General features: G+C 71.5%; 22 protein-coding genes and 1 pseudogene. 7 read left to right on the forward strand and 16 right to left on the reverse strand.

Features of this window, described 5'->3' with window-relative positions; translation table 11 throughout:
- Positions 1 to 134: 134 nt before the first annotated feature.
- Positions 135 to 437, reverse strand: a complete 303-nt coding sequence (locus ACFWRT_RS07565) for a hypothetical protein (RefSeq protein WP_018510428.1) — start codon at positions 435 to 437, stop codon at positions 135 to 137.
- Between the two features lie 134 nt (positions 438 to 571).
- Entirely contained in the window at positions 572 to 1,726 is a 1,155-nt protein-coding gene (locus tag ACFWRT_RS07570; protein WP_380950516.1) for an adenosine deaminase, read from the reverse strand.
- Positions 1,727 to 1,839: 113 nt separating this feature from the next.
- Between ACFWRT_RS07570 and ACFWRT_RS07575 the strand changes: the two genes are divergently transcribed.
- Positions 1,840 to 2,601, forward strand: a complete 762-nt coding sequence (locus ACFWRT_RS07575) for an alpha/beta hydrolase (RefSeq protein WP_380950517.1) — start codon at positions 1,840 to 1,842, stop codon at positions 2,599 to 2,601.
- A gap of 35 nt (positions 2,602 to 2,636) precedes the next feature.
- On the opposite strand, the gene ACFWRT_RS07580 is transcribed toward ACFWRT_RS07575, so the two are convergent.
- Positions 2,637 to 3,590 carry a LysR family transcriptional regulator gene (locus ACFWRT_RS07580; protein WP_380950518.1) on the reverse strand — a complete coding sequence of 318 codons (954 nt, stop codon included), beginning with the start codon at positions 3,588 to 3,590 and terminating at the stop codon, positions 2,637 to 2,639.
- A 62-nt stretch (positions 3,591 to 3,652) separates the two neighbouring features.
- On the opposite strand from ACFWRT_RS07580, the gene ACFWRT_RS07585 reads away from it, so the two are divergent.
- The 3 genes from ACFWRT_RS07585 to ACFWRT_RS07595 all read left to right on the forward strand — a co-directional run bounded on the left by ACFWRT_RS07585 (position 3,653) and on the right by ACFWRT_RS07595 (position 7,015).
- Positions 3,653 to 4,960 (forward strand): MFS transporter, encoded by a 1,308-nt coding sequence (locus ACFWRT_RS07585; RefSeq protein WP_380950519.1) that lies wholly within the window; start codon positions 3,653 to 3,655, stop codon positions 4,958 to 4,960.
- Between the two features lie 175 nt (positions 4,961 to 5,135).
- On the forward strand, positions 5,136 to 5,852 hold the full coding sequence (locus tag ACFWRT_RS07590) for a L,D-transpeptidase family protein (protein WP_380950520.1): 717 nt from the start codon (positions 5,136 to 5,138) through the stop codon (positions 5,850 to 5,852).
- 110 nt (positions 5,853 to 5,962) lie between these two features.
- Positions 5,963 to 7,015 carry a sigma-70 family RNA polymerase sigma factor gene (locus ACFWRT_RS07595; RefSeq protein WP_380950521.1) on the forward strand — a complete coding sequence of 351 codons (1,053 nt, stop codon included), beginning with the start codon at positions 5,963 to 5,965 and terminating at the stop codon, positions 7,013 to 7,015.
- A 99-nt stretch (positions 7,016 to 7,114) separates the two neighbouring features.
- On the opposite strand, the gene ACFWRT_RS07600 is transcribed toward ACFWRT_RS07595, so the two are convergent.
- Positions 7,115 to 7,468, reverse strand: a complete 354-nt coding sequence (locus ACFWRT_RS07600) for an STAS domain-containing protein (protein ID WP_380950522.1) — start codon at positions 7,466 to 7,468, stop codon at positions 7,115 to 7,117.
- A 148-nt stretch (positions 7,469 to 7,616) separates the two neighbouring features.
- Between ACFWRT_RS07600 and ACFWRT_RS07605 the strand changes: the two genes are divergently transcribed.
- Complete coding sequence (locus ACFWRT_RS07605) at positions 7,617 to 10,967, forward strand: S8 family peptidase (RefSeq protein ID WP_380950524.1); 3,351 nt, start codon at positions 7,617 to 7,619, stop codon at positions 10,965 to 10,967.
- A 105-nt stretch (positions 10,968 to 11,072) separates the two neighbouring features.
- Here ACFWRT_RS07605 and ACFWRT_RS07610 read toward each other — a convergent pair.
- From ACFWRT_RS07610 to ACFWRT_RS07665, 12 genes and pseudogenes are all read right to left on the reverse strand, one after another.
- A pseudogene (locus tag ACFWRT_RS07610) lies at positions 11,073 to 11,378 on the reverse strand (Uma2 family endonuclease); the annotation flags it as partial.
- A 31-nt stretch (positions 11,379 to 11,409) separates the two neighbouring features.
- Positions 11,410 to 12,687: a thymidine phosphorylase gene (locus tag ACFWRT_RS07615; protein ID WP_380950525.1), complete on the reverse strand. Its 1,278-nt coding sequence runs from the start codon at positions 12,685 to 12,687 to the stop codon at positions 11,410 to 11,412.
- A 112-nt stretch (positions 12,688 to 12,799) separates the two neighbouring features.
- Entirely contained in the window at positions 12,800 to 13,228 is a 429-nt protein-coding gene (locus ACFWRT_RS07620) for a cytidine deaminase (RefSeq protein ID WP_380950526.1), read from the reverse strand.
- Positions 13,225 to 14,487 carry an ABC transporter permease gene (locus tag ACFWRT_RS07625; RefSeq protein ID WP_380950527.1) on the reverse strand — a complete coding sequence of 421 codons (1,263 nt, stop codon included), beginning with the start codon at positions 14,485 to 14,487 and terminating at the stop codon, positions 13,225 to 13,227. The genes ACFWRT_RS07620 and ACFWRT_RS07625 overlap by 4 nt, the downstream gene beginning before the upstream one ends.
- Complete coding sequence (locus tag ACFWRT_RS07630; RefSeq protein ID WP_380950528.1) at positions 14,484 to 15,599, reverse strand: ABC transporter permease; 1,116 nt, start codon at positions 15,597 to 15,599, stop codon at positions 14,484 to 14,486. Before ACFWRT_RS07630 ends, ACFWRT_RS07625 begins: the two co-directional genes overlap by 4 nt.
- A complete protein-coding gene (locus ACFWRT_RS07635; RefSeq protein WP_380950540.1) occupies positions 15,596 to 17,179 on the reverse strand; it encodes an ABC transporter ATP-binding protein in 1,584 nt (527 codons plus the stop codon). The genes ACFWRT_RS07630 and ACFWRT_RS07635 overlap by 4 nt, the downstream gene beginning before the upstream one ends.
- Positions 17,180 to 17,476: 297 nt before the next feature.
- The gene (locus ACFWRT_RS07640) at positions 17,477 to 18,520 is read right to left on the reverse strand and encodes a BMP family lipoprotein (RefSeq protein WP_380956039.1); all 1,044 of its coding nucleotides are present in this window, start codon (positions 18,518 to 18,520) and stop codon (positions 17,477 to 17,479) included.
- Between the two features lie 173 nt (positions 18,521 to 18,693).
- Positions 18,694 to 19,929, reverse strand: coding sequence for an amidohydrolase (locus ACFWRT_RS07645; protein ID WP_380956041.1), 1,236 nt, complete (start codon positions 19,927 to 19,929; stop codon positions 18,694 to 18,696).
- A gap of 156 nt (positions 19,930 to 20,085) precedes the next feature.
- Positions 20,086 to 21,120: a hypothetical protein gene (locus ACFWRT_RS07650; RefSeq protein WP_380956038.1), complete on the reverse strand. Its 1,035-nt coding sequence runs from the start codon at positions 21,118 to 21,120 to the stop codon at positions 20,086 to 20,088.
- A 10-nt stretch (positions 21,121 to 21,130) separates the two neighbouring features.
- Positions 21,131 to 22,063 (reverse strand): N-acetylneuraminate synthase family protein, encoded by a 933-nt coding sequence (locus ACFWRT_RS07655; RefSeq protein ID WP_380956037.1) that lies wholly within the window; start codon positions 22,061 to 22,063, stop codon positions 21,131 to 21,133.
- A 12-nt stretch (positions 22,064 to 22,075) separates the two neighbouring features.
- Positions 22,076 to 23,323, reverse strand: coding sequence for a cytidylyltransferase domain-containing protein (locus ACFWRT_RS07660; protein ID WP_380956040.1), 1,248 nt, complete (start codon positions 23,321 to 23,323; stop codon positions 22,076 to 22,078).
- Between the two features lie 56 nt (positions 23,324 to 23,379).
- A complete protein-coding gene (locus tag ACFWRT_RS07665; RefSeq protein WP_380956036.1) occupies positions 23,380 to 24,768 on the reverse strand; it encodes a DUF6716 putative glycosyltransferase in 1,389 nt (462 codons plus the stop codon).
- 255 nt (positions 24,769 to 25,023) lie between these two features.
- Between ACFWRT_RS07665 and ACFWRT_RS07670 the strand changes: the two genes are divergently transcribed.
- Together ACFWRT_RS07670 and ACFWRT_RS07675 are read left to right on the forward strand one after the other, a co-directional pair.
- Positions 25,024 to 25,230, forward strand: coding sequence for a hypothetical protein (locus tag ACFWRT_RS07670; RefSeq protein WP_380956034.1), 207 nt, complete (start codon positions 25,024 to 25,026; stop codon positions 25,228 to 25,230).
- The gene (locus tag ACFWRT_RS07675) at positions 25,227 to 26,603 is read left to right on the forward strand and encodes a polysialyltransferase family glycosyltransferase (RefSeq protein WP_380956033.1); all 1,377 of its coding nucleotides are present in this window, start codon (positions 25,227 to 25,229) and stop codon (positions 26,601 to 26,603) included. The genes ACFWRT_RS07670 and ACFWRT_RS07675 overlap by 4 nt, the downstream gene beginning before the upstream one ends.
- Positions 26,604 to 26,758 lie beyond the last annotated feature (155 nt).

A 26,758-nucleotide genomic window follows, 5' to 3' on the forward strand; every position in this document is an offset into this window, starting at 1 on the left:
CTGTCTCACGCCCCCCGGGCCCCCCGGGCCCGCTCGGCGTTGGGCCCCGGGGGGCGGGGGGGGCCCCCTACCTTCCCGGGGGCCCCCCCCCCGCCCGGGGGGGCCCCCCCCACATGCGTGTCCAGGTGCCGCGGTCAGCCGCCGAGCGGGATGCCGTTGGCGGTCAGGCCCTGGGTGGGCAGTCCGCCGAGCAGGCCGGTGACCGGGGCGGCGGCGTCGGTGGCGTCGCCGCCGAGGACCTTGCCGACGGTCTCCTGGACCGGCGCGTTCTGGGCCGCCGTGGTGACGCCCTCCAGCGCCATGGTGGAGACGGGGAGCGCACCGGCCACGGTGTCGAGCGGCAGCGAGGGGGCGGCGGAGGCGCTCCCGGCGGCGGCAGCGGCGAAAGCGGCGCCGAGGGCGGCGACACCGAGAGTCTTGGCAGCGGTCTTCTTCATGAAGAATTCATCCTTGGGGAAGGGGATGTGAGCGGCTCTGCACGGTAGCCATCCCGCAGCCCCGTCCGCAAACATCCCGACACGCGAAAAATGGCCGGGAATTCGCTTCCCGGCCATCTCCCACGTGTCGAACGTCAGCTCGCGGCAGCGGCAGAACCGCTGGTCACAGCGGTCTGACGGAAAAGCCACTCCGACTTCAGCTCGGCATAACCGGGCTTGACGACCTCGTTGATCATGGCGAGACGTTCGTCGAAAGGAATGAAAGCTGATTTCATCGCATTGACGGTGAACCACTGCATGTCGTCGAGCGTGTATCCGAATGCCTCGGTCAGCAGCTCGAATTCCCGGCTCATGCTCGTCCCGCTCATCAGGCGGTTGTCCGTGTTCACGGTGACGCGGAAATGCAGCTTCCGCAGCAGCCCGATCGGGTGCTCCGCGTACGAGGTGGCGGCGCCGGTCTGGAGGTTGGACGTCGGGCACATCTCCAGCGGGACGCGCTTGTCCCGTACGTAGGAGGCGAGGCGGCCGAGCGCGACCGAGCCGTCCTCCGCGACCTCGATGTCGTCGATGATCCGCACGCCGTGGCCGAGCCGGTCGGCGCCGCACCACTGGAGGGCCTGCCAGATCGACGGCAGGCCGAAGGCCTCGCCCGCGTGGATCGTGAAGTGGTTGTTCTCCCGCTTGAGGTACTCGAACGCGTCGAGGTGGCGGGTGGGAGGGAAGCCGGCCTCGGCGCCCGCGATGTCGAAGCCGACGACGCCCTGGTCGCGGTAGCTGTTGGCGAGCTCAGCGATCTCCAGCGCGCGGGCCGCGTGCCGCATCGCGGTGAGCAGGGCGCCGACGCGGATGCGGTGGCCGTTGGCGCGGGCGATGCGCTCGCCCTCGCGGAAGCCCGCGTTGACCGCCTCGACGACCTCTTCGAGGGTCAGGCCGCCCTCCAGGTGCTGCTCGGGGGCGTACCGGATCTCCGCGTAGACGACGCCGTCCTCGGCGAGGTCCTCGGCGCACTCGGCGGCCACCCGGAAGAGCGCGTCACGGGTCTGCATGACGGCGCAGGTGTGGGCGAAGGTCTCCAGATACCGGGGCAGCGAACCGGAGTCGGCGGCCTCGCGGAACCAGACGCCGAGCTTGTCGGCCTCGGTCTCGGGGAGGGAGTCGTAACCCTGCGCGCGGGCCAGCTCGATGATCGTGCCCGGCCGCAGGCCGCCGTCGAGGTGGTCGTGGAGCAGCACCTTGGGGGCGCGCCGGATCTGGTCGGAATCAGGGACATTCAGGGTCTGGCTCGTCATCTGGGCACTGTAGCGCCTACGCGCGTAGAGCGCTGGTTGGCGCCTTCCGTCGATGCGTAACAGTGACCGGAAAGTCGGGTGGAGTACACCTGCTCTTCTGAGACTGTTCTGTCATGGCACAGCGCGCACTCCCCCTGCCTGCCGCCAGGCTGGGACGGGCCGTCTCGACGGCCGGAGCACCCTACGAGGTCAGCGGCGTGGTCCTGCTGCTCCCGGACGGCGAGCCCGACTCGCGCCGCCGTCCCTCCCCCCTGTCGTACGCGATACAGCTGCCGTTCGCCCGTGCGCTGGCGCGCGCCGGGGAGGGCGACGGGCTCGCGGTGCACGTCCTGCGCTACCGCCACCGCGGCTGGAACGACACGGACGCGCACCCTGCCGAGGACGCCGCCTGGGCGGCCGACGAGGTCCAGCGGCGGTACGGGGACGTGCCCGTGTGCCTGGCCGGTCACGGGATGGGCGGGCGGGCGGCGCTGCGGGCCGCCGGGCACGGGGCGGTCAACTCGGTCCTGGCGATGGCCCCCTGGCTGCCGGAGCACGCGGGCGCCGAGCCGGAGCCGGTGAAGCAGTTGGCGGGGCGGCGGGTGCTGATCGTGCACGGCACCAACGACGAGCGTACGGACCCGGAGCTGTCGTACCGGCTGGCCGAGCGGGCGAAGAAGTCCAACCGGGACACCTGCCGCTTCGAGGTCCACTCGGACGGGCACGCGCTGCGCCAGCACCGCTCCGAAGTGGTGGCGCTGGCGGCCGACTTCGTACGCGGCTCGCTCTTCGCCCGCTCCTACGCCCGCCCGGTCAAGGACGCGCTGGCCGCACCGCCGCCGCTCGGGCTGCGGATGCCGCTGGCGGCCGGGTTCGGGCGGTCGCTGCGGCACTGAACGCCGTACGCGTGAGGCGTCAGGCCGTACGTACGTCAGTCCGGCAGCAGGTTCCCGCGCCGCGAGAGCAGGAACCGCTTGAACGCGGCGACCGGCGGGGTGTCGGGGTGACCGTCCAGCCAGGCGACACCGATCTCGCGGACCGCGCGCGGGGCGGTGACCGTCAGCTCGACGACGCCGGGGCGGGCGACCGCGGGCGGTGGCAGCAGGGCCACCCCGAGGCCGGCGGCGACCAGGCCGCGCAGGGTCTCGGCCTCCTCGCCCTCGAAGGCGACGCGCGGGGTGAAACCCGCCTCCGCGCAGAGGTCGTCGGTGATGCGGCGGAGCCCGTAACCGGGTTCGAGGGTCACGAACGTCTCGTCGGCGGCCTCCGCGAGGCGGATGCGGCGGCGGGAGGCGAGGCGGTGGTCGTCCGGGACCACCAGACGCAGGCGCTGTTCGTCCAGGCGGCGGGTGACCAGGTCGGGGGCGTCGGGCACGGGTGAGGTGAGGCAGAGGTCGAGGCCGCCGGCGCGGAGGCGTTCGATCATGGCCTCGCCGTAGTTCTGGACGAGCTGGAAGCGGACCTTCGGGTGGTCGGCCCGGAAGCCGCGGATCAGGGCGGGGACGGTCTCGGAGCCCATGGTGTGCAGGAAGCCGAAGGAGACCCGGCCCGTCGTGAGGTCCGCGTCCGCCCGGACCGCGTCGGCGGCCTTCTCCACCTCGGCCAGGGCGCGTTCGGCGGAGGTGAGGAAGGTGCGGCCCGCCGGGGTGAGCGAGACCGTACGGCCCTTGCGGGCGAACAGGGCGACACCCAGGTCCGCTTCGAGCCGGACCATGGCCCGCGAGAGCGTCGACTGCGGCACGCCGAGCTCGTGTGCGGCACGGGTCACATGCTCGTGGCGGGCGACCGCCTCGAAGTACGCGAGGCGGGGTGCGAGCACGGCCCGGATGTCTTCTTCGTAACTACTCGGTGACAGCCGAGGCTGTGAGCTGCGTTGATGCACCATGGGATCGATTATGGCGGTTTCGTGCATTGGACGCATGAAACCTGGCGCTCTACGTTCGTCGTATGCCTCCCGCCGATACCGGGGCATCCACCATCGTCGTGGATGCCTCTGCCCCGTCGTCCCCCGTCATCACCACCGCAGCTCCCTCGGGCGCCCATGAGCGCCTGGAGCCCGGCCGCCCCGGCTACCGCAAGATGAGCTTCGCGCTCTTCGCCGCAGGTGTCGCGGCCTTCGCCCTCCTCTACTCCACCCAGGCCCTGCTGCCCGCGATCTCCGCCTCGTACGGTGTGAGCGCCGGCCAGGCGAGCTGGACGGTCTCCGCGGCGACCGGCGCGCTGGCGCTGTGTGTGCTGCCGCTGAGCGCACTGTCGGAGCGGTTCGGGCGGCGGCAGATGATGACGGCTTCCCTGGCGGTCGCGGTCCTGGTCGGGATGCTGGTGCCGTTCGCCCCCTCGATCGGCTGGCTGATCGCGCTGCGGGCCATCCAGGGCGCGGCGCTCGCCGGGCTCCCCGCCTCCGCGATGGCGTATCTCGCGGAGGAGGTCCGGCCCAAGGCGCTGATCGCCGCGATCGGGCTGTTCGTCGCGGGCAACAGCATCGGCGGCATGAGCGGCCGCATCCTCACCGGCTGGGTCGCGCAGGCCTGGGGCTGGCGCGCGGCGCTCGCGGCGGTCGGACTGCTGGCGGTGGCGTGCGCCGTCGCCTTCCACTTCCTGATCCCCAGGGCCCGTCACTTCACCCCCGGCTCGCTGAACCCGAAGGCACTGGCGAGGACCGTCGCCACGCATCTGGGCAATCCGCTGCTGGTGCGGCTGTACGCGATCGGCGCGCTCTTCATGACGGTGTTCGGCGCGGTCTACACCGTGATCGGCTACCGGCTGGTCGAGGAGCCGTTCTCGCTGCCGCAGGGCGTCATCGGCTCGATCTTCCTGGTCTACCTGGTCGGTACGGTCTCCTCCGCCGCGGCCGGTCGTCTGGTGGCCCGGCTCGGCCGCCGGGGCGCGCTCTATCTCGCGGTCTCCACGACCACGGCCGGGCTGCTGCTCTCGCTCGCCGACCAGCTCGCATCGGTGCTGCTGGGGCTGGTGCTGATCACCGCCGGGTTCTTCGCCGGGCACGCCGTCGCCTCGTCCTCGGTGAGCCGGACCGCCACGTCGGGCCGGGCCCAGGCGTCCGCGCTCTACCAGTCGGCGTACTACCTGGGCTCCAGCGCGGGCGGCACGCTCGGCGCGGTCGCCTTCCACGCGGGCGGCTGGGCGGCGACGGTGGCGCTGGGCCTGCTCGCGGTCCTCGGCGTCGTCTCGATCACGCTGTACGGGACCCGGGTGGCGCGGGCCGAGCGGCGGGCGCTGGTGCCGGCGACGCGCTAGCTTGCAAGGCCGCGATCCGGAGACCGTACTTGACGGGCCGCGATCCGGAGGCCGTAATTCCGCCTATGCCGGAACGCGACACAACCGAGACCTGCCCCGCGCAACCACCCCTCCCTTTCGCACGTCTACCAGGCGTAACCACAAAACCACTGTGGGCGAAGGGGAGTTGGGGGACATGGGAGTGAAGGCGAACGTAACCGGAGGGCGACTGCGACGCGGGGTCGCGCTCTCCGTGGCCGGGCTGGTGGCGGCACCCGCCCTGGTCCTGGGCACCGGCACGGCGGCCCAGGCGGCCTCCTGCTCCACCTCCACCGGGCCGCACCAGAAGCAGGTCGAGAAGTTCCTGAAGCGGCCGGTGGACGGCAAGCAGTCGGCCGCCGACTGCAAGGCGATCCAGAAGTTCCAGAAGGCCCACGGGATCACCCCGACCATCGGGTACGCGGGGCCGCTGACCTGGCGCACGATGAACACGATGCTCGAACAGAAGGCGGCCGGGAAGAACCCGAACAAGGCCGGGAAGTGTCCCACCGACAAGGGCCGCATCGCCTGTGTCGACCTGACCCGGCAACTGAGCTGGATCCAGGACGGCAAGAAGCTGAAGTACGGCCCGGTGCCGGTGCGGACCGGGCGGGACGGCGCGGAGACCCGGACCGGCGCGAAGAAGATCTACTGGCGCAACATCAAGCACTGGTCGACGATCTACAAGGTGTGGATGCCGCACTCGCAGTTCTTCGACGGCGGCCAGGCGTTCCACTCGGTCACCAAGTCCATGTACAACCCGCCGGGCTCCGGCGGCTGCGTCAACATGCGCCCCGCCGACGCGCAGGCATACTGGAAACTGCTGAAGAACGGCGACGACGTGTACGTCTACGGGCGCAAGCCCGGGACCTGATCGACGCGGGCCGTAGGCCTCTTTCCACCCCTGTTGTCAGTGCCCTGCGGTAGCTTCCGATGGACCGGGTGACGGAGGCCGCGGCGCGGCTGCGCGACAGGGGTGGAGCGATGAGCGATCTGACCACGACGACGGCCACGGATGCGGGGGCCGGGGCGGGTGCCGGCGGTACGGACGGAGCGGGCGCCACGGATGTCGACGCCCGGCTCGAAGGCCACCGCACCGAGCTCACCGGGTACTGCTACCGGATGCTCGGCTCGGCGTTCGAGGCCGAGGACGCGGTGCAGGACACCCTGGTGCGGGCCTGGCGCAACTTCGACAAGTTCGAGGGCCGCTCCTCGCTGCGCTCCTGGCTCTACCGGATCGCCACCAACGTCTGCCTGGACATGCTGAACGCGGGCAACAAGCGGGCCCGCCCGGTCGACCTGACCGGCCCGACCCCGCTCGCCCAGGCCGCCCTCAGCCCCCGACCGGAGAACGTCTGGCTGGAGCCGATGCCGGACGGCCGCATCCTGCCCACCGTGCAGGACCCGGCGGAGGCCGCCGTGGCGCGGGAGTCGGTGCGCCTGGCGTTCGTCGCCGCCCTCCAGCACCTGCCGCCCAAGCAGCGGGCCGTGCTGATCCTGCGCGAGGTGCTCGCCTGGAAGGCCGCCGAGGTCGCCGAGCTGCTGGAGACCTCCGTCGCCTCGGTCAACAGCGCCCTCCAGCGGGCCCGCGCCACCCTGACCGAGCACGAGGGCCGGGTCCCGGACGCGGCGGACCCGCTCGACGAGGAGCAGCAGAAGCTCCTGGAGCGCTATGTGAAGGCGTTCGAGGGGTACGACATGGCCGCTCTGACCGCGCTGCTCCACGAGGACGCGGTGATGACGATGCCGCCGTTCGACCTGTGGCTGCAGGGCACCTCGGACATCACCGGCTTCATGACCACCATCGGCGTGGCGTGCGCGGGCTCCCGGCTGGTGCCGGTGGCGGTCAACGGCTCCCCGGGCTTCGCGCACTACAAGCCGGACCCGGAGGGCGGCGGCTTCGTGCCGTGGGCGGTCCAGGTCATCGACGTCCAGGACGGGGCGGTCTCGGGGATGCACTGCTTCCTGGACGTGGAGCGCTGGTTCCCGCTGTTCGGCCTGCCCGAGCGGCTTCCGGCGGCGACGGACGCGGGCTGAGCGGCGGCGGACGACGACTGAGCGGTGCCGAGCGCGGGCTGAGCGGGGACGGACGCGGGCCGGGGCCGTGACGGACTACGGCTGAGCGGCCCGCGTCCGTCACGGCCCCGGCACCCGCTCCTCCGGCCCCTCCAGGCCGACCACGTCCGCCAGCCCCACCAGGTCCAGCAGGCCCTGGAATTCGGGTCCCACCCGGCGCAGCCGTAGCGGCCGGCCGGCCCGGCGGGCGACCAGGGCCAGCCGGGCCACCGCCTCCACCAGCGCCAGGTCCGCCCGCTCCACGCCGCCCACGTCGCACTCGACCGGCGCGGCGCCGCGTGGGCCGGTCAGTAGGGTCTCCAGCTCCGCGCAGAGGGCCGGTACGGCGTCACGGGTGACGCGTCCGGTGACGACGAGGACGATCGGATTCATGGCTGCCACAACGGGAGGACCGGCCCGGTGACCGAAACTCATCGGGTCGGCGGCAGATTTCCGGCCGGAGAGACCCAACTCACAACTCGTACACATCTCTTGCGAACCTCTTCACGATTTTCTCCCTCTAAGTTGTGTGAACGGTTCAGAGGAACCGCCTCATTCTCCAGGGGGAGAGTTGCACAGACACGTGAAGAGGGCGGGGGTCCCGGCGGTCGCCGCGGCCGCCGCCGTCGCACTCGCCGCGGGCATGACCACGCCCGCCGCCGCCCAGCCGTTCGCGCCCGGAGCCGTGGCCAAGGCGGCCGCCGACTCCACGGGCAAGCCCTCGCACCAGCTCACGCTGATCACCGGCGACCGGGTGTCGGTGGACGCCAAGGGCCGGGTCGTGGGCTTCCAGCCCGCCGAGGGACGCGCCGGTATCCCGGTACACCAGCAGATACGTGACGGGCGCACGCTCGTCATACCCGCCGACGCCAAGCGGCTCATCGCCTCGGGCAAGCTCGACCGGCGGCTTTTCGACATCACCGAGCTGAACCGGCCGGAGAACCGCCGGGCCCAGAAGAAGGACCTGCGGCTCATCGTCAGCTACCGGGGCGCCCAGGGCGCGCAGGCGGCGGCGAAGGCGGAGGTCCGGGACGCGGGCTCGACCCGGATCGGCCGGAGCCTGACGTCGCTGAACGCGCAGTCGGTCGCGACGCCGAAGGCGGACGCCCCGGACCTGTGGCAGGCGCTCACCAGCGAGCAGACGGGGAACGCCCATCGCACCACCGCGACCGGCATCGACCGGGTCTGGCTGGACGGCAGGCGCAAGGCGACCCTGGACCGCAGCGTCGCCCAGATCGGGGCGCCGACCGCCTGGAAGGCCGGTTACACCGGCAAGGGCGTCAAGATCGCGGTCCTGGACACCGGTGTGGACGGGACCCACGTCGATCTCAAGGGCAAGATCGTCGCGGCGAAGAACTTCACCAAGTCGCCCGACCTCAAGGACCGCATCGGTCACGGCACCCACGTCGCCTCGACCGCCGCGGGCTCCGGCGCCAAGTCCGGCGGCAAGTTCAAGGGCGTGGCCCCGGACGCCAAGCTCCTGGCGGGCAAGGTCCTCGGCGACGACGGGTTCGGCGACGACTCCGGCATCCTGGCCGGGATGGAGTGGGCGGTCGCCCAGGGCGCCGACGTCGTCAACCTGAGCCTCGGCGGCATGGACACCCCCGAGGTGGACGCGCTGGAAGCCGCGGTCAACAAGCTCTCCGCCACCAAGGGCGTCCTGTTCGCCATCGCGGCGGGCAACGAGGGCAGCGGCGCGGGCACGGTCGGCTCCCCGGGCAGCGCGGAAGCCGCGCTGACCGTCGGCGCGGTCGACGTGAACGACAAGCTGGCCGGCTTCTCCAGCCGTGGTCCGCGCGCGGGCGACGGCGGCATCAAGCCCGATGTCACCGCCCCCGGCGTGGCCATCACGGCGGCCTCCGCCAAGGGCTCGGAGATCGCCAAGGAGGTCGGCGAGAGCCCGGCCGGCTACCTGACCATCGACGGTACGTCGATGGCCACCCCGCACGTCGCGGGCGCCGCGGCCCTGCTCAAGCAGCAGCACCCGGAGTGGACGTACCAGCAGCTGAAGAACGTGCTGGCCTCCTCCACCAAGCCGGGCAAGTACACGCCGTTCCAGCAGGGCACGGGCCGGATCGCGGTGGACCGGGCACTCACCCAGACCGTGGTGAGCGAGCAGGTCTCGGTCAACCTCGGGTTGCAGCAGTGGCCGCACACCGACGACGTCCCGGTCGCCAAGGAGGTCACCTACCGCAACCTCGGCACCACGGACGTCACGCTCGACCTGACGGTCGCCGGCACCAACCCGAAGGGCAAGCCCGCCCCGGCCGGCTTCTTCACCCTCGGCGCCCCGCAGGTCACCGTGCCCGCGGGCGGCACCGCCGCGGTGGCGCTGACCGCCGACACCCGGCTCGGCGGCGCCGAGGTCGGCGCGTACTCCGCGTACGTCGTGGCCACCGGCGGCGGCCAGAGCGTCCGCACCGCGGCCGTGGTCGACCGCGAGGGCGAGTCGTACGACGTCACGCTGAAGGCCATCGGCCGCACGGGCAAGGTCCCGGCCGCGGCGGACGCCGAGCTGGACGGCCTGAGCACGAGCGCCGAGGGCTCCTGGTACACCTCGTCCTTCAAGAACGGTGTGGCCACGGTCCGCGTGCCCAAGGGCACCTTCGTGCTGAACGGCAGCGTCATCACGGACCCGAAGAAGAAGTGGGACGTCGACTGGCTCGTCCAGCCGAAGCTGAACGTCACGAAGAACACCACGATCACGCTGGACGCGCGGAAGACCAAGCCGGCCACCATCACCCTGCCGGTGAAGGGGACGACGCTCCGCGGCATCCAGACCGAGTTCACGATCGCGACCGACGAGTACGAGACCACCTACAGCTGGGGGGTCGGCCCCAAGGGGACGCTCCGCACCGCGCACATCGGTCCGAAGATCACCGACGGCTCGCTCACCCAGCGGTGGGCCGGCAGTTGGAACAAGGGCGCGACGGGCGACTACAACATCGCGTTCGGCGGCAAGGTCACGCAGATCGCGACGGGCGTCAGCCGTAAGTACAAGGCCGGCCAGTTCGCCACGGTGAAGCTGACCATGGGCGTCGGCGCGGTCAAGAAGAAGACCGCCGAGGTCGCCCCCATCGCCGAGCTGCCGGGCGGGTTCGGGATGTACGGCGCGCCCGCCTACCAGGCGCTGCCCGGCGCCCGTACGGTCCGCCTCGCCACCAGCGACAAGGCCCGCTGGTCCCTGATGTTCGCCCAGATCGGCGGCAAGGACAAGCACGGCGACCTGATCTACGAGTCGGGCTACTTCCTGGGGAACCCCGCCACCTACAAGGGCGGCAAGTCCTACGCGAAGACCGTGAACACCGGGGTCTTCGGCCCGCGGCTGACCGGTTACGACGGCGTCTACCGCGACGGCAACGAGATCGTCGGTTTCGTCCCGCTGCTGGCGGACGGCAAGGGCAACGACGGCTTGCCGGCGCTCTCCTCGGTCACCACGGTGCTCCACCGCAACGGCAAGAAGTACGCCCAGATCGAGGACCCGCTCCAGGGCTGGGACTACTTCACGGTCCCGGCGGGCAGCGCCGACTACAAGCTCAGCTCGTCGGTGAAGCACTCCGCGAAGATCGGCGCCCTCTCCACCCGGGTGGACGTCAGCTTCACGTTCCGCTCCAAGAAGGCGGCCGCGAAGCTCCCGGCCTCCACCGTCCGCTTCACCCCCGCCCTGACCACCGACGGCCGGGCGACGGCGGGCAAGACCATCTCCGTACCGGTGACGGTGCAGGGTTCGGCCGCCGGGAAGAACCTCAAGTCGCTGGCGACGTACGTCAGTTACAACGGCGGCAAGACCTGGAAGAAGGTCACCGTGAAGAAGGGCAAGATCACGGTGAAGAACCCGGCGAAGAACAAGGCCGTCTCCTTCGCCGCCAACATCACCGACAAGAAGGGCAACAAGTCCACGGTGCGGATCTACAACGCGTACCTGGGCAAGTGACGAGCTACGACCGGTAGTTCACCCTCGCACCACGGCGGCCCGCCGCACGGAGACTCCCTCCGCGCGGCGGGCCGCTCGCGTGTGCCGTGCCGGTGGTGCGATGCCTCAGCTCACCGGGAAGACGCCGGTGTCCAGGTCGAGTCCGAAGGGTTCGGGGAGGCTGATCTTCCCGCCGTACTCGACCGTTTCCGGCACCCGGTACGTGCCGCCCTCCGACTCCCCGTAGAGCGTCGCGGTCGGGCGGCCGGAGTGCCAGGGGTCGAGGAGCAGGAACAGCTCCACCCCGGCCTTGGCGTGGCCGTCGACCTTGCTGACGCGGTCGTGGTCGGCGTTGGCGCGGGAGGTGATCTCGACGACGAGGTCGGGGACGCAGGTCCCGCCCCACCGAACGGGACCGGCGGCAGTCCACCGGTCCCGTTCACCCGTACGAGGAAACCGCAGGTCAGGCGATACGTTCCCGCACCACCGGGAGCGGCGCGAACGACGTGCCCACCGGGGAGATCTCGTACGCGTCGGGCAGGGCCTTCAGCGCGTAGTCGAACTTCTCCGGGGTGTCCGTGTGCAGCGTCATCAGGGGCTGGCCCTCGGAGACGATGTCGCCGGGCTTGGCGTGGAGCTCGACGCCCGCGCCCGCCTGCACCGGGTCCTCCTTGCGGGCGCGGCCCGCGCCCAGGCGCCAGGCGGCCACGCCGACGTCGTACGCGTCCAGGCGGGTCAGGACGCCGGAGGCGGGGGCGGTGACGATGTGGTGTTCGCGGGCCGTGGGGAGCGTGGCGTCCGGGTCGCCGCCCTGGGCCGCGATCATGCGGCGCCAGACGTCCATCGCGGAGCCGTCGGCGAGTGCCTTCTCCGGGTCGGCGTCCTTGAGGCCCGCCGCGTCCAGCATCTCGCGGGCGAGGGCGAGGGTCAGGTCGATGACGTCCTGCGGGCCGCCGCCTGCGAGGACCTCGACGGACTCCCGTACCTCCAGGGCGTTGCCCGCGGTGAGGCCGAGCGGGGTCGACATGTCGGTGAGCAGGGCGACCGTGCGGACGCCGCTGTCGGTGCCGAGCGCGACCATGGTGGAGGCCAGCTCGCGGGCGTCCTCGATGGTCTTCATGAAGGCGCCGGAGCCGACCTTGACGTCCAGGACGAGCGCCCCGGTGCCCTCGGCGATCTTCTTGGACATGATCGAGCTGGCGATGAGCGGGATCGCCTCGACGGTGCCGGTGACATCGCGCAGCGCGTACAGCTTCTTGTCGGCGGGGGCCAGGCCGTCACCGGCGGCGCAGATGACCGCGCCGGTGGTGTCCAGGACGTTCAGCATCTCCTCGTTCGAGATGTGGGCCCGCCAGCCGGGGATGGACTCCAGCTTGTCCAGGGTGCCGCCGGTGTGGCCGAGGCCCCGGCCGCTGAGCTGCGGCACGGCGGCGCCGCAGGCGGCGACCAGCGGGGCGAGCGGCAGGGTGATCTTGTCGCCGACGCCGCCGGTGGAGTGCTTGTCGGTGGTGGGGCGGGAGAGCGCGGTGAAGTCCATCCGCTCGCCGGAGGCGATCATCGCGGCGGTCCAGCGGGCGATCTCGGTGCGGTTCATGCCGTTGAGCAGGATCGCCATGGCGAGGGCGGACATCTGCTCGTCCGCGACCTCGCCGCGGGTGTACGCGTCGATGACCCAGTCGATCTGCTCGGGGGTCAGCTCGCCTCGGTCCCGCTTGGTGCGGATGACGGAGATGGCGTCCATGGGAGTCCTTCCGGCCGGTGCGTACGCAGGAGTTCGATGGCGACTCCACGCGCATGGAGAGGGGGAATGGCGGTGGCCCTTCCGGGAGGGGAAGGGCCGCCAGGGTTACAGATCAGCCGAGGTGCTGCGGGCCGAACGACTGCGGCAGCATCTCGTCCAGCGTGCGCAGCCCGTCGGGCGTCTCCAGGAGGAGTCCGGGGCCGCCGAACTCGTACAGGAGCTGCCGGCACCGGCCGCACGGCACCAGGACCGACCCGGTGCCGTCCACGCAGGTGAAGTGGGTCAGCCGGCCGCCGCCGGTCGCCTGGAGCGTGGAGACCAGGCCGCACTCGGCGCAGAGCGAGAGGCCGTAGCTGGCGTTCTCGACGTTGCAGCCGGTGATCGTGCGGCCGTCGTCCACCCGGGCGGCGACCCCGACCGGGAAGCCCGAGTAGGGGGCGTACGCCCGGGACATGGCGTCCCGGGCCGCCTCCCGCAGGGTCTCCCAGTCGGACTCGTCGAACGACACGGCGGCGGGGCTCCCGGAGGCGGGCGAGGTCACTTGCCCTCGCCCTTCCGATAGGGCACGCCGTCCGCCTTCGGCATGCGTAGCCGCTGTGCGGAGAGCGAGAGGACCAGCAGCGTGGTGACGTACGGAGCCGCGTCGACGAACTGGCTCGGGACCTGGTCGGTCAGCAGGTACCAGGTGAACAGCAGCGCCGAGACGGCCGCCGAGATCACCGCGGCGACGTACTTCTTCTTGTAGAGCTGCCAGAACACCGCGATGACCAGCAGGATCGCCAGCAGGAGCAGCATCGCGTGGACGTTCTCGGCGCCGCCGCGCAGCTTGAGGCTGTCGGTGAAGCCGAAGAGCCCGGCGCCCAGCGCCATGCCGCCCGGCATCCAGTTGCCGAAGATCATGGCGGCGAGGCCGATGTAGCCGCGGCCGCCGGTCTGGCCCTCCTGGTAGATGCCGGTTGCGACGATCGCGAGGAACGCGCCGCCGAGGCCCGCCAGACCGCCGGAGATGGTGACGGCGATGTACTTGTACTTGTACACGTTGACGCCGAGCGTCTCGGCGGCCACCGGGGACTCACCGCAGGAGCGCAGCCGCAGCCCGAACGAGGTGCGCCACAGGATCCACCAGGTCGCCGGGATCAGCAGCAGCGCGAGCAGGGTCAGCAGGGAGAGGCCGGTGACCAGGCCGCCGATGATGCCCGCGATGTCGGAGATCAGGAACCAGTGGTGCTGCTGGAGGTCCTGCATCCAGTCCGAGAGCCCCGGAATAGTGATCTTGTCGATCGGGTCGATGCGCGGGGACTGCTTGGAGGAGCCGCCCTGCACGCCGTCGAAGGCGAAGTTGGAGAGGTAGCGGGTGACGCCGACGGCGAGGATGTTGATGGCCACACCGGAGACGATGTGGTTCACGCCGAAGGTGACGGTGATGACCGCGTGCAGCAGGCCGCCGAGGCAGCCGCCGAGGATGCCGAAGAGGACGCCCATCCACGGGCCCCACTGGAATCCGGCCCAGGCACCGAACCAGGTGCCGAGGATCATCATGCCTTCGAGGCCGATGTTGACGACGCCCGCGCGCTCGGCCCACAGGCCGCCGAGTCCGGCGAGGCCGATCGGGACGGCGAGTTCCAGCGCGCCGGCGACCTGGCCGACCGAGGTGACGTCGTCGGCGCCGCTGATCAGCCGGACGAGCGAGACGAGGGCGAGGCCGCCCGCGATGATGAGCAGGACGACGGGCAGGGTGAGCTTGCGGCGGCCGCCCTTCTTGGGGGCGTGGCGTGCGGCGGGGGCTTTGCTGGTGCTCACAGGGCCGCCTCCTTCTCGGTCTTGATGGCGTGGCCGGCTGCGAGCTCCTCGCCGACCTTCTGCTGCTGGCGGCGGACGCCGTAGCGGCGTACCAGCTCGTAGGAGACGACGACCGAGATCACGATCAGGCCCTGCATGATCGTGGCGATCTCCTTCTCGTACCCGAACTGGTCGAGCGAGGCCGACGACTTGTCGAGGAAGGCGATCAGCAGGGCGCTGAAGGCGATGCCGAGCGGGTTGTTGCGGCCCAGCAGCGCGATGGTGATACCGGTGAAGCCGATCCCGGTCGGGAAGTCGAGGCTGTAGGTGTGGGTGTCGCCGAGCAGCGTCGGCATGCCCGCGAGACCCGCCACCGCGCCGGAGATCAGCATCGAGGTGAGGATCATCTTCTTGGCGTCCACACCGGAGGCCTGGGCGGCGCTCTCGCTGGCGCCGGTGGCGCGCAGGTCGAAGCCGAACCGGGTGCGGTTGAGGACGAACCAGTAGAGCAGGCCGCAGCCGGCGGCGACGAAGGTGAAGCCGTAGATCTCCCCGCCGTCGCCCATCGGCAGACCCGGGAACCAGCCGGTCTCCGCGATCTCACCGGTGGTGAGGTTGTTGGAGCCGGCGGGCTGCTCGCCGAAGTTCTTGGGCAGGATCAGCCAGGCGACCAGTGCGGTGGCGATCGAGTTGAGCATGATCGTGGAGACGACCTCGCTCACCCCGCGGGTGGTCTTGAGGAAGCCCGCGATACCGGCCCAGAAGGCACCGACGAGCATCGCGACGATCACGATCAGCAGGATGTGCAGCGGGCCCGGCAGGCTGACGCTGGCGCCGACCAGCGCGGCCATCATGGCGGCGAGGCGGTACTGCCCGTCGACGCCGATGTTGAAGAGGTTCATGCGGAAGCCGACGGCGACCGCGAGGGCGGCGAGGTAGTACGTACCCGCCTGGTTGATGATCAGGACCTGGACGTCGACGTAGCTCGCCGAGTCGAACATGATCCGGTACGGCTCGAACGGGTTGCGGCCGGAGGCCAGCAGCACCACGGTCGTCAGCGCGAGCGCCACGACCAGGGCGAGCACCGGGCCGGCCAGGCCCAGGATCAGCCGGTCCTTGTCGAATTTCTTCATCGGGCCTCGTCCTCCGAGCCTTCGAGGTGACCGGTGGCGGCGCCGGTCATGGCCGAGCCCAGTTCCTCCGGGGTGATGGTGGCCGGGTCGGCGTCCGCGACCAGCCGGCCGCGGTACATGACGCGCAGGGTGTCGGAGAGCCCGATCAGCTCGTCCAGGTCCGCCGAGATCAGCAGGACGGCCAGTCCTTCGCGGCGGGCCTCGCGGATCTGGTCCCAGATCTGCGCCTGCGCGCCGACGTCCACGCCCCGGGTGGGGTGGGCGGCGATCAGGAGCTTGGGCGCGTGGCTCATCTCGCGGCCGACGATCAGCTTCTGCTGGTTGCCGCCGGAGAGGGAGGCCGCGGTGACCTCGATGCCGGGGGTGCGGACGTCGTACTCGCGCACGATCCGCTCGGTGTCGGTGCGGGCCGCCTTGTTGTCCAGCAGCCAGCCGCGGCTGTTGGGCTTCTCGGTGACGTGGCCGAGGATGCGGTTCTCCCAGAGCGGGGCGTCCAGCAGCACGCCGTGGCGGTGCCGGTCCTCGGGGATGTAGCCGATGCCGGACTCGCGCCGCTTGCGGGTGGGGGCGTGCGAGATGTCGTCGGTGTCGAGGGTGATCACCCCGCCGTCCGGGTCGCGCATCCCGATCAGGGCCTCGATCAGCTCGGTCTGCCCGTTGCCCTCGACGCCCGCGATCCCGAGGACCTCGCCCTTGTGGATGGTGAAGTCGACGCCCGCCAGGACGTCGCGGACGGTGCCGTCGGGGTCGGTGACCGTGAGCGCGAGGTCCTGTACGCGCAGCATCGGCACGTCGGTGACGGTGGACTCGCGGGTCTCCGGCGAGGGCAGCTCGCTGCCGACCATCAGCTCGGCGAGCTGCTTGGTCGTGGTGGTGGCCGGGTCGGCGGTGCCCACCGTCGTACCGCGGCGGATCACCGTGATGTCGTCGGCGACCGAGAGCACCTCGCCCAGCTTGTGCGAGATGAAGATGACGGTCAGACCCTCGGCCTTGAGCTCGCGCAGGTTGGCGAAGAGCGCGTCGACCTCCTGCGGCACGAGGACCGCGGTCGGCTCGTCCAGGATCAGGATGCGGGCGCCCCGGTAGAGGACCTTGAGGATCTCCACGCGCTGCCGGTCGGCGACCCCGAGGTCCTCGACGAGCGCGTCGGGGCGGATGCCGAGACCGTACGCGTCGGAGATCTCCTTGATCTTCCTGCGGGCGCCGGCGCCGATGCCGTGCAGCTTCTCGCCGCCGAGGACCACGTTCTCCAGGACGGTGAAGTTGTCGGCGAGCATGAAGTGCTGGTGCACCATGCCGATGCCGCGCTCGATGGCCTCGCCCGGGTTGGAGAAGGAGACCTGCTCACCGTTGATGGCGATGGTGCCCTCGTCCGGCTTCTGCATGCCGTAGAGGATCTTCATCAGGGTGGACTTGCCGGCACCGTTCTCGCCGACGAGGGCGTGAACCGTGCCCTTGCCGATCGTGATGTCGATGTCGTGGTTGGCGACGACGCCGGGGAAGCGCTTGGTGATGCCGTGCAGTTCCACGGCGGGGGGGCTGCTGGACGCGTTGATGACGCACTCTCCTTGGCCGGACAGGAGCGGGGGCGGAGGGGCTGGGGGGGCTCTGGTGAGCGGGGTGAAGTTATCGCGCCGGAGGGCCGTCTACACGCGTAGAGCTGCCGAATCGTAAAACACAGACGCACGTCACAGTCCGGACGCGGGGTCCGGGGACCGGTGGGAGAGCACTGCGAGAGGCGGATCTTCTTCGGTACTTCTTCGGATCTTCGTCGGTACCGCTGGTCTGGCTGCCGGGGCGAGGGCCCGGCGGGCCCTGTCCGCCCGCCCCGCCGGTGTACGGCGGGGCGGGCGGACAGGGCCGGGAGACCGTCCTGGTTACGGGGCGGTCTTGACGGTGATCTTGCCGTCGATGATGTCCTGCTTGGCCTTGTCGACCGCGGCGATGACGTCCTTCATGTCGGTGAAGGCCGGGTTGGACATCGACAGCGCGACGCCGTTCTTGTCCAGGCCGTAGCGGATCTCACCGGACTGCGGCTTGCCGTCCTTGACCGACTTGATCAGGTTGAAGACCGCATCCGTGACGTCCTTCGTGACCGAGGTCAGGATGGACTCCTTGTAGTTGGCGAGGCCCGCCTGGTTGTACTGGTCGGAGTCGACGCCGATGTTCCACTTCTTGGCCTTGGAAACGGCCTCGATGGCACCGGAGCCGGCCAGACCGGCGGCCGAGTAGACCACGTCGGCGTTCTTGTCGAGCTGGCCCTGGGCGGCGGCCTTGCCGAGGTCGGGCTTGGAGAAGCCGTCGAAGTTCGGCGGCTGGGTCAGGTACTGCGGGAGCACCTTCACCGACGGGTCGGTGTCCTTGACGCCCTGCGCGTAGCCGGCCTCGAACTTCTTGATCAGCGGGGTCTCGACACCGCCGATGAAGCCGACCGTCTTCGTCTTGGTGACCTTGGCGGCGGCGACGCCGGCCAGGTAGGAGCCCTGCTCCTCGTTGAAGACCATGTTGGCGATGTTCTTGGCGGTCACCGAGGAGTCGTCGATGATCCCGAAGGTGGTCTTCGGGAACTTCGGCGCGACCTTCTTGATGGCGGGCGCGTAGGCGAAGCCGACGCCGATCACCGGGTTGTTGCCGGAGCGGGCCAGCTCGGTGAGGCGCTGCACCTTGTCGGCGTCGCTCTCACCGTCGGAGGGCTCGGCCTCGCTGCCGTTGATGTCGAGGTCCTTCTCCGCCTTGGCGAGTCCGGCGTAGGCGGCGTCGTTGAACGACTGGTCGCCGCGGCCACCGATGTCGTACGCGATGGCGGCCTTGTCGCCGTCGGAGGCTGCGTCCGACGACGTTTTTCCGCCACACGCGGTGGCGGAGAGCGCGAGGGCGGCTGACGCAACGCCCACGGTGGCAATCCTGGTGATCCGGCGCAAGGGAGGCTCCTTCAAACCTGACCGAAGCGCCTCTTCCGGCGCTGGTTTCGCGGCGATCGTAACGCGCGTAGATGTCAGATAAGAGCACGTACGGAAGCCGTTATCGGATCGTCGCGAACAGAAGGGGTTAGGCACGTCCATGGATGGACCGCGAACAGTTCGTGAAGGTGACCCTAAGACCGTCCGGCCAGCAGGGCGGCGGCCGTGAACAGCTCGACCCCCACGGTGATGGCTTCCTCGTCCACGTCGAAGTTGCCGCGGTGCAGGTCCAGACCGCGCGTGTCGCCGGGCGGCCGGACCCCCAGGCGGGCCATGGCGCCCGGAACGCGCTCCAGGTACCAGGAGAAGTCCTCGCCGCCGAGGCTCTGCTCGGTGTCCTCGATCGCATACGAACCGCGGCGCTCGGTCATCGCCGCGTCCAGCAGCCCGACGGACTCGGCGTCGTTCACCACGGGCGGCACGCCCCGTACGTAATTGATCACGGTCTTGGCCCGATGCATTCCGGCCACCTCGTCCACGGCGGCGTGCACCAGGTCGGCCGCGTCCCGCCAGGCGTTCAGGTCGAGGCAGCGGACCGTGCCGGAGAGCTCGGCGTGCTGCGGGACGACGTTGGGGGCGTGGCCGGTGTGCAGGCGGCCCCAGGTGAGGACGAGGCCCGAGCGGGCGTCGACGCGGCGGGAGAGCAGCGCGGGGACGTCCACGGCGACCCGGGCGGCGGCGGTGACCAGGTCGGTGGTGAGGTGCGGGCGGGCGGTGTGGCCGCCGGGGCCGTCGAGCGAGATCTCCAGCCGGTCGCAGGCGGAGGTGATGGGGCCGATACGCAGCCCGATCGTCCCGACGTCCACCTTCGGGTCGCAGTGGACCGCGATGATCCGCCCGACCCCCTCCAGCACCCCGGACTCGATCGCGCTGAGCGCGCCGCCCGGCATGACCTCCTCGGCCGGCTGGAAGACCAGGCGCACCGCGCCCGGCAGGAGCCCCTGCCGGTCGAGCGCGGCGAGGACCAGGCCGGCGCCGAGCACGGTGGTGGTGTGGACGTCGTGGCCGCAGGCGTGGGCCCGGTCGGGCACCGTGGAGCGGTAGGGGACGTCCACCTTGGTGTCCGGGATCGGCAGCGCGTCGATGTCGGCCCGCAACGCCAGCATGGGCGTCACGCCGTCCCACTCCCCCACGTCGCAGACGAGCCCGGTCCCGACGTCCAGCACCCGCGGCTTCAGCCCGGCCTTCTCCAGCCGGTCCTTGATGGCGGCGGTGGTGCGGAACTCCTGGTTGCCCAGCTCGGGGTGCATGTGGAGATCCCGGCGGAAGGCGATCAGCTCGGCCCGCAGCTCGTCACCGAGCCTGCCGGGCAGCCCACCTCCCCCCGGCTGGTCGACCAGGTCTTCGGGGCGGGAGGCGCGGGACTTCAACTGGTTCACCTGATCAAGCGTATGCCCCCTCCCCCCTCAACTGGCCACAGATCAACAAAACTTCAGCCGCACAGGGGAACAAAAGGCCGGGTGGAGGCGTGTGACGGCTCGTGACAGTGGGTATAACCGCTGGTTTCGGTGCCGGTGCGAGCCCCGCTACGCGTGCGCCGTCGACGTCAGCCGCTGCACCCCCCGCGCCGTCTCCGTGACCCCGCTCAGGAAGCCCTGCGCGCGCGGGGAGGCCGTGGTGCGGAGCCACTCCGGGGCGATGTCGCAGACCGCGACGCTCACGCCCGTGCCGGCCAGGGCCAGCGGGAGGGTGTGGACCACCGTCGAGGGGAAGCTCACCACCGTGTGGCCGATGGGGCCGCGGCGGGCGATGAGTTCCAGGGGGAGGTCCGGGCGGACGATCTCCAGGCCGGTGGCGGCTTCCAGGGCGTGGAGCTTCTCGGCGGACTCGCGGCGGTGGGCGAAGTAGCGGGTGGCGCCGTGGGTACGGGCCAGGGCCGCCACCGCCTCCTGGTACGGGACCGGGTCGACCACCCCCGTCTCCACCAGGGACGTCCCCACCAGGTCCGCGCCCTTGCCGACGCTCGGCGGGCCGAAGCGGGCGCGGGTCCAGGCGAAGGTGTTGGCGGTGACGGTGACCCCGGACGGCGGCTCGACCGGCATCGCGGTGAAGACCTCCACCGCGTGCCGGGCCGTCGGGGTGAAGCGGCGCCGCGCGGTGGCCGTGACCGGGGCCAGGAGCAGCTCACGCGGGCCGCCGCGCCCCTTGCGGTGCCAGCGGGTCAGCCGCTCGCCCCGGGCCAGCTGGGTGACGAACTCCATGGTCGCCGTGCCGTCGTCGACCACCGTGAGGCGCTCGGCGCGGACCAGGGTCAGCAGGAGCTGCACATAGCGGGAGAACGGGTCACCGATCACTATGTGGTCAGCCCGCCTGACCAGCCCGGCCAGCGCGCGCAGGGCCTTGAGAGGCGCGCCGGAGTCCCCGCGCGCCTCCTGCCAGCGGACGGTGATGCCCTCGTCGCGGGCCAGCTCCGCCATCCTGCGCAGTTGGCCGCGCGACATCGGGTCGACCGGGGGGAGGACGACGACCGTGGTGCCGGCCGGGTCGTCTCCCCCCATGGCGTGGGTCCACTCCAGGACGTTCAGGAGCTGGACCGGGCTCTCGACGAAGGCGAGGTTCACCGGTCGGCGCTCAGACCGCGACCGGCTCGGGGGCCGCCGCGTTCTCGGTCTCGGCGACGACGCCCGCGACCCGGCGGAGCTTCTTCATCGGGCCGAGCTCGGACTCGTACACCTTCTTGACGCCGTCGCCGAGCGAGGCCTCGATGGTGCGGATGTCGCGGACCAGGCGGGTCAGGCCCTGCGGCTCGACGGAGGCGGCCTGGTCGGAGCCCCACATGGCGCGGTCCAGGGTGATGTGGCGCTCGACGAAGGTGGCGCCCAGCGCGACGGCGGCCAGGGTGGTCTGGAGGCCGGTCTCGTGGCCGCTGTAGCCGATCGGGACGTTGGGGTACTCCTGCTGGAGGGTGTTGATGACCCGCAGGTTCAGCTCCTCGGCCTTGGCCGGGTAGGTGGAGGTGGCGTGGCAGAGCAGGATGTTGTCGCTGCCGAGCACCTCGACCGCGTGGCGGATCTGCTTCGGCGTCGACATGCCGGTCGAGAGGATCACCGTACGGCCGGTGGCGCGCAGGGCGCGGAGCAGCTCGTCGTCGGTGAGCGAGGCGGAGGCCACCTTGTGGGCGGGGACGTCGAACTTCTCCAGGAAGGCGACGGCCTCGGTGTCCCACGGGGAGGCGAACCAGTCGATGCCGCGCTCGGCGCAGTGCTCGGAGATGGCCTGGTACTCCTCCTCGCCGAACTCGACGCGGTGGCGGTAGTCGATGTACGTCATCCGGCCCCAGGGGGTGTCGCGCTCGATGTCCCACTGGTCGCGCGGGGTGCAGATCTCCGGGGTGCGCTTCTGGAACTTGACCGCGTCGCAGCCGGCTTCGGCGGCAGCGTCGATCAGGGCGAGGGCGTTGCCGAGGTCGCCGTTGTGGTTGATGCCGATCTCGCCGGTGATGTAGACGGGGTTGCCGGGTCCGGCGGTACGGGTGCCGAACGTGCGCAGGCGGGAGGTGCTCATGGTGGTGCTTCCTTACTTGGTGGGGACTGTGGGGACAGAGGGAGTGGTCGTGAGGGTGGGGCCGAGCAGCCAGGCCGCGATCTCGCGGATGGCGCCGTAGCCGCCGGGGGTGGTCGTGACGGCGCGCGCCGCGGCGCGTACCGAGTCATGGGCGCTGCCGACCGCGACGGGCCAGCCGGCGAGGGCGAAGCAGCCCAGGTCGTTGACGTCGTTGCCGACGTAGAGCACGCGGTCGGGGGCGATGTCCTGCTCGTCGCACCACTGCTTGAGCGCCTCGTCCTTGCGGTCGATGCCGTGCAGGACGGGCACCTGGAGCTTGCGGGCGCGGGCGGCGACGACCGGGTTCTGTTCGGTGGAGAGGATCAGGAGCGGCACCCCGGCCTTGCGGAGGGCGGCGATGCCGAGGCCGTCGCCCCGGTGCACGGCCACGGTCTCGCGGCCGTCGGAGTCGACCATGACCCGGTCGTCGGTCTGGGTGCCGTCGAAGTCCAGGACGACCGCGTCCACGTCCGCGAGGGAGGGCAGCGGCGCGGGGTCGAGGAGCGGGGCGAGGGCGCGGGCGCGGGCCAGGTCGTGCGGGTCGTCGATCTCCAGCACCCGGGCCGGGTCGGTGGGCACGAGCGCGGTGTGGCCGAAGAAGCGGTGGCGGTGGGTACGGAAGCCCGCCGCGTCCATCGCGTAGGCGGCGCCGGTCTCCAGGAAGTCCTGGGGGCGGTCCTGGCGGCGGGGGCGTACGGACTTGTCGTGGTTGACGCCGTACGTCCCCTCCTCGACCGGGGCCCCGTCGCGCCAGACGAACCCGTGGAACGGGGCGACGGTGACCGCCGTGTCGGCGCCCTCGTGGGCCACCGCCCTGGCGACCGAGTCGATGTCCTCGCGGGAGACGAAGGGGCTGGTGCACTGGACGAGGAGGACCACGTCGACGGTGCGGGCGCGCTCGGCCTCGTACGTGTCCAGGGCGTGGAGGACGGCCGCCTCGCTGGTCGCGGTGTCGCCCGCGATGGCGGCGGGGCGCTCCACGCAGTGCAGCCGGTCGGCGGCGCCGAGATGGGCGGCGGCGGTGCGGGCGGCCTCGGCGATGGCCGTGTCGTCGGTGGTGACGACGACGTCGGTGACCTCGGGCGCGGCGAGCGCGGCGCGCACCGCACGGGCGACCAGCGGGATACCGCCGACCTCGGCGAGGTTCTTGGCGGGCACGCCCTTGGATCCGCCGCGGGCGGGGATCACGGCGAGCACGGTCGGGGTCGAGGGCGGCTGCATCGCTGCTCCTGGGTTCATCGGGGCTCCTGAGGTCCTGGAGGCCCCTGGGGTGGTGGTCACAGCTCCCCCATCCGGCGGATCACCGGGGCGACGCGCTGGACGCCGTGCCGGTAGGCGCCGCGCGCCGCGTTGCGGACGGTCTCCCGCACCGCGCCCCGCACCCGGCCGGTCTCCTGCGGCGCGGCGGCGCCGGGCAGCGGTGTGCCGTCGGGGGCCAGGTGGTGGCGGGCGAGGATGCCGGGGAGGTAGCCGGGGGCGGTGGCGGGGGTGTAGTAGGGCGCGAGGGGCGGGAGTTGCTCCTGGGCCAGCAGCTCGACCACCTTGGCGCGGGCCGTGTCGTAGGCGGCGGAGTACGAGCCGTCGGCGGCGACGCCCTGGCCGGACAGCCACTGTCCGTCGGGGCGCGGCCGGTACCCGCCGTCGAGCCGGTCCCAGGAGGTGAGGAGCCCGGAGCCGACGAAGTGGTGGTTGCCGAGGGGCTCGCGTACGCCGAGGTCGGTGAGGACCGCGGTCGGGATGCGGCGGTGCAGGGACTCCAGGGCGGCGGTGGAGGAGACGGTCACCAGGAGGTCGGTGCGGTCCAGGACCTCGCCCATGTGCCCGTACACCAGGCGGAAGTTGGGCGGCAGCCCGCCGGGCACCTTCTGCGCGAGCTTCTGGTACGGGAGTTCCTCGATGTGCGTGGTGTGCTCACCGGGCTTGGAGCGCAGCTTGAGCAGCACCTCGCGGCGGGGGTGCAGCCGGGCGTGCTCGACGAGCCGGCGGAGCAGGTACGCACGGTCGGCGCGGGAGGCCGGTACGGAGGGCTGCGCGGCGAACACCACGGTGTCGCGGCCCTCTTCGGCGCGGTACGGGGCTCCGCCGAGGAAGGGGAGCGCGGCCTCGGTGACGGCGGAGGCGTCGGCGCCCACGCCCTCGTACACCGCGCGGAAACGTTCCGCGTCGTGGGCCGAGTTGGCGAGGACGACATCGGCGCCGTGGCGCAGGAGGAGGCCGTCGGCGAGCTTCTCGTAGACGACGCCGACGTATCCGGTGACGATGACGGGCCGGCGCTCCCCCTTCAGGGCGGCCAGTCCGTGCAGCATCGCCTGGACGCCGCCGCCGACGAGAGCGAGGACGACGACGTCGTAACGCTCGTCGCGCACGGTGTGCAGGAACTCGACGGCGGTGACCTCGCGGACCTTCTCGGCCTCGATGCCGACCTCGCCGACCTCCGCGAGCTGGCGGGGTGTCGGGGTGGCCCGGCCGCGCAGCAGCAGCCCGCTCACCTCGACGGGGCGCGCGTACCGCCCGTCCCCGGCGGCCTCGGCGGTCAGGCGGCGCGCGGTGAGCGCGCCCCATTTCCACCGGGTGTCGGAGTCGGCGAGGACGGCGACCCGCAGCGCCGGGCGGGGCTCGGCGGGGGTCGGGGCCGGATCGGCCGCATTGCTGGTACGTGGGGGCACGTCCTAGAAGCTAGGAAGGCATTTCGATGCGCGGCCCAACGCGACGGCAACAAATGGTTAACAGCGAGCCGCCTCTTGGGGATTCGGCCTCGGAAGGCACCAAAAAGGCGCCCTTGGCCGGTAATTCATCTCTGGGCAATTCCTGGTTCACCCGAAGGGGGCGTCGCGACGGTTCACCGTCCCGACGACCGCCGTTCACCCTGAGTCCCCTTCGGGGACAAGGCCTGTGCCGTGGCCCGCCCTAGGGTCGTGCGCGTGGTCAAGCCTTTGGTTGTCATGCCGTTCCTGGACGCTTTCACGCCGTTTCTGGACGCTTTCATGCCGTTCCTGGACGCGCGGACATATGCGCCGGACGCCTTCGGAAATCTTCGGGCGGATATCCGCGAGGACTTCGAGTTCCGCGCGCGTCGCGGTCCCGCTGTCGCCGCCGCGGAGAACGCGAAGAAGGCGGCGAGGACATGAGCACCGCCCCCCGCACCACCCGGCTCTTCACCGCCTCCACCCTCTCCGGCGCGGCCATGCTCGCCGCCGCCCTGGACACCGGCTGTTTCGGCCCGGCCGACCGCCGGGTGCTGGTGGTCTGCGACACCGCGGCCGTCCCGGAGGCCGCCCCGGCCCTCGACGTGATGCCGGGCTTCGAACGGCTGCGTGGCCGGTTCGACGACGTGGTCTCCTGGAACGAGACCATCGCCCCCTTCCACCCGAGCGGCTGGTCCCCGCGCCTGGACGACGTACCCCTGTGGGAGCGGCATCTGCGGCTGGCCTGGGGGCTGGGCGACGACGAGGTCGAGCTCGCGGTCGAGTCGATCGAGGCCGGCCCGGCGATGGCGGTCACCGGGATCTTCGCCGGCGCCCCGGTCGATGTGTACGCGAACGGGCTGATGGGCTACGGGCCCACCCGCGACAGGCTCGATCCGCTGACCGGGACACGGGTGCGGCGGCTGCTGCACCTGGATCTGGTGCCGGGTCTGAAGCCGCTGCTGCTGACCGAGTTCGGGGTGGAGTCGGTGGTCGTGAAGACCGAGGGCTTCCTGAAGGTGATCGGTGAACTGGCCGCCGCCCCGGCCGTGTTGCCATCCGTTGAGGCCCCGGCCCTGCTGCTCGGGCAGCACCTATCCGCACCGGGGCTGCTCTCCACGTCCGAGGAGGAGGAGGAGGAGGAGCTGCACCTGCGGATGGTGCGGGGCGCGGTCGCCCTCGGCCACACCCGGCTGGTGTTCACGCCGCACCCGACGGCTCCGGTGCGGTGGTCGCGGGTGATGGAGGCGGAGGCCGAGCGGCTCGGCGCGGAACTGACCGTGCTGGGCCCCGGGACGCCGTGGGCTCCGGTGCCCGCCGAGGTGCTGTACGAGCGGATGCGGCCGGCCCTGGTGGTGGGCTGCTTCTCGACGGCGCTGCTCACCGCGTCGGCGTTCTACGGGCTGCCGGTCGCCCGGGTCGGTACGGAACTGCTGCTGGAACGGCTCTCTCCGTACGAGAACGGCGACCGGATTCCGGTCACCCTGGTGGACGCGCTGCTGCCGGAGCTGGGCGACCGGGCCGCGGTGGAGGCACAGCGGCCCGCCGACGGTGCCGAGCGGGAGGTCGCCGCGCTGGTGGCGGCCGTCGGGTTCGCGATGCGGCCGAGGCTCCACCCGGGGCTGCGGCCGGCGGCGGAACGGTACCTGTCCACCCGTCTCACGCCGGTGACCTGGCGGTACTTCAAGCGGCGCCGGCTGACCTCGCTGGGGCTGCCGGGCGGGGTGCCGGCGCGGCTCTCGTTCCTGTCGCGCAGTGCGGCGGTGCGCAGGGCGGTCCGGCGGGCACGGTCCCTGCGGTGGGCGGCCGGGCGGTAGTCGCGGCCCGGACGGAAGACGGAACGGCGGTGGGGGGGGGGCGGGGGGGGGCCCCCCCCCCCCCCCGCCGCGCCCCCCCCCCGACCCCCCCCCCCCCCCCCCCCCGCGTCCCGGCCCCCAAACAGCCCAGTGGCTAAAAAAACAAATAAGCAGCC

Source organism: Streptomyces cyaneofuscatus (assembly GCF_042718795.1).
In the GTDB taxonomy this organism is placed as follows: domain Bacteria; phylum Actinomycetota; class Actinomycetes; order Streptomycetales; family Streptomycetaceae; genus Streptomyces; species Streptomyces cyaneofuscatus_A.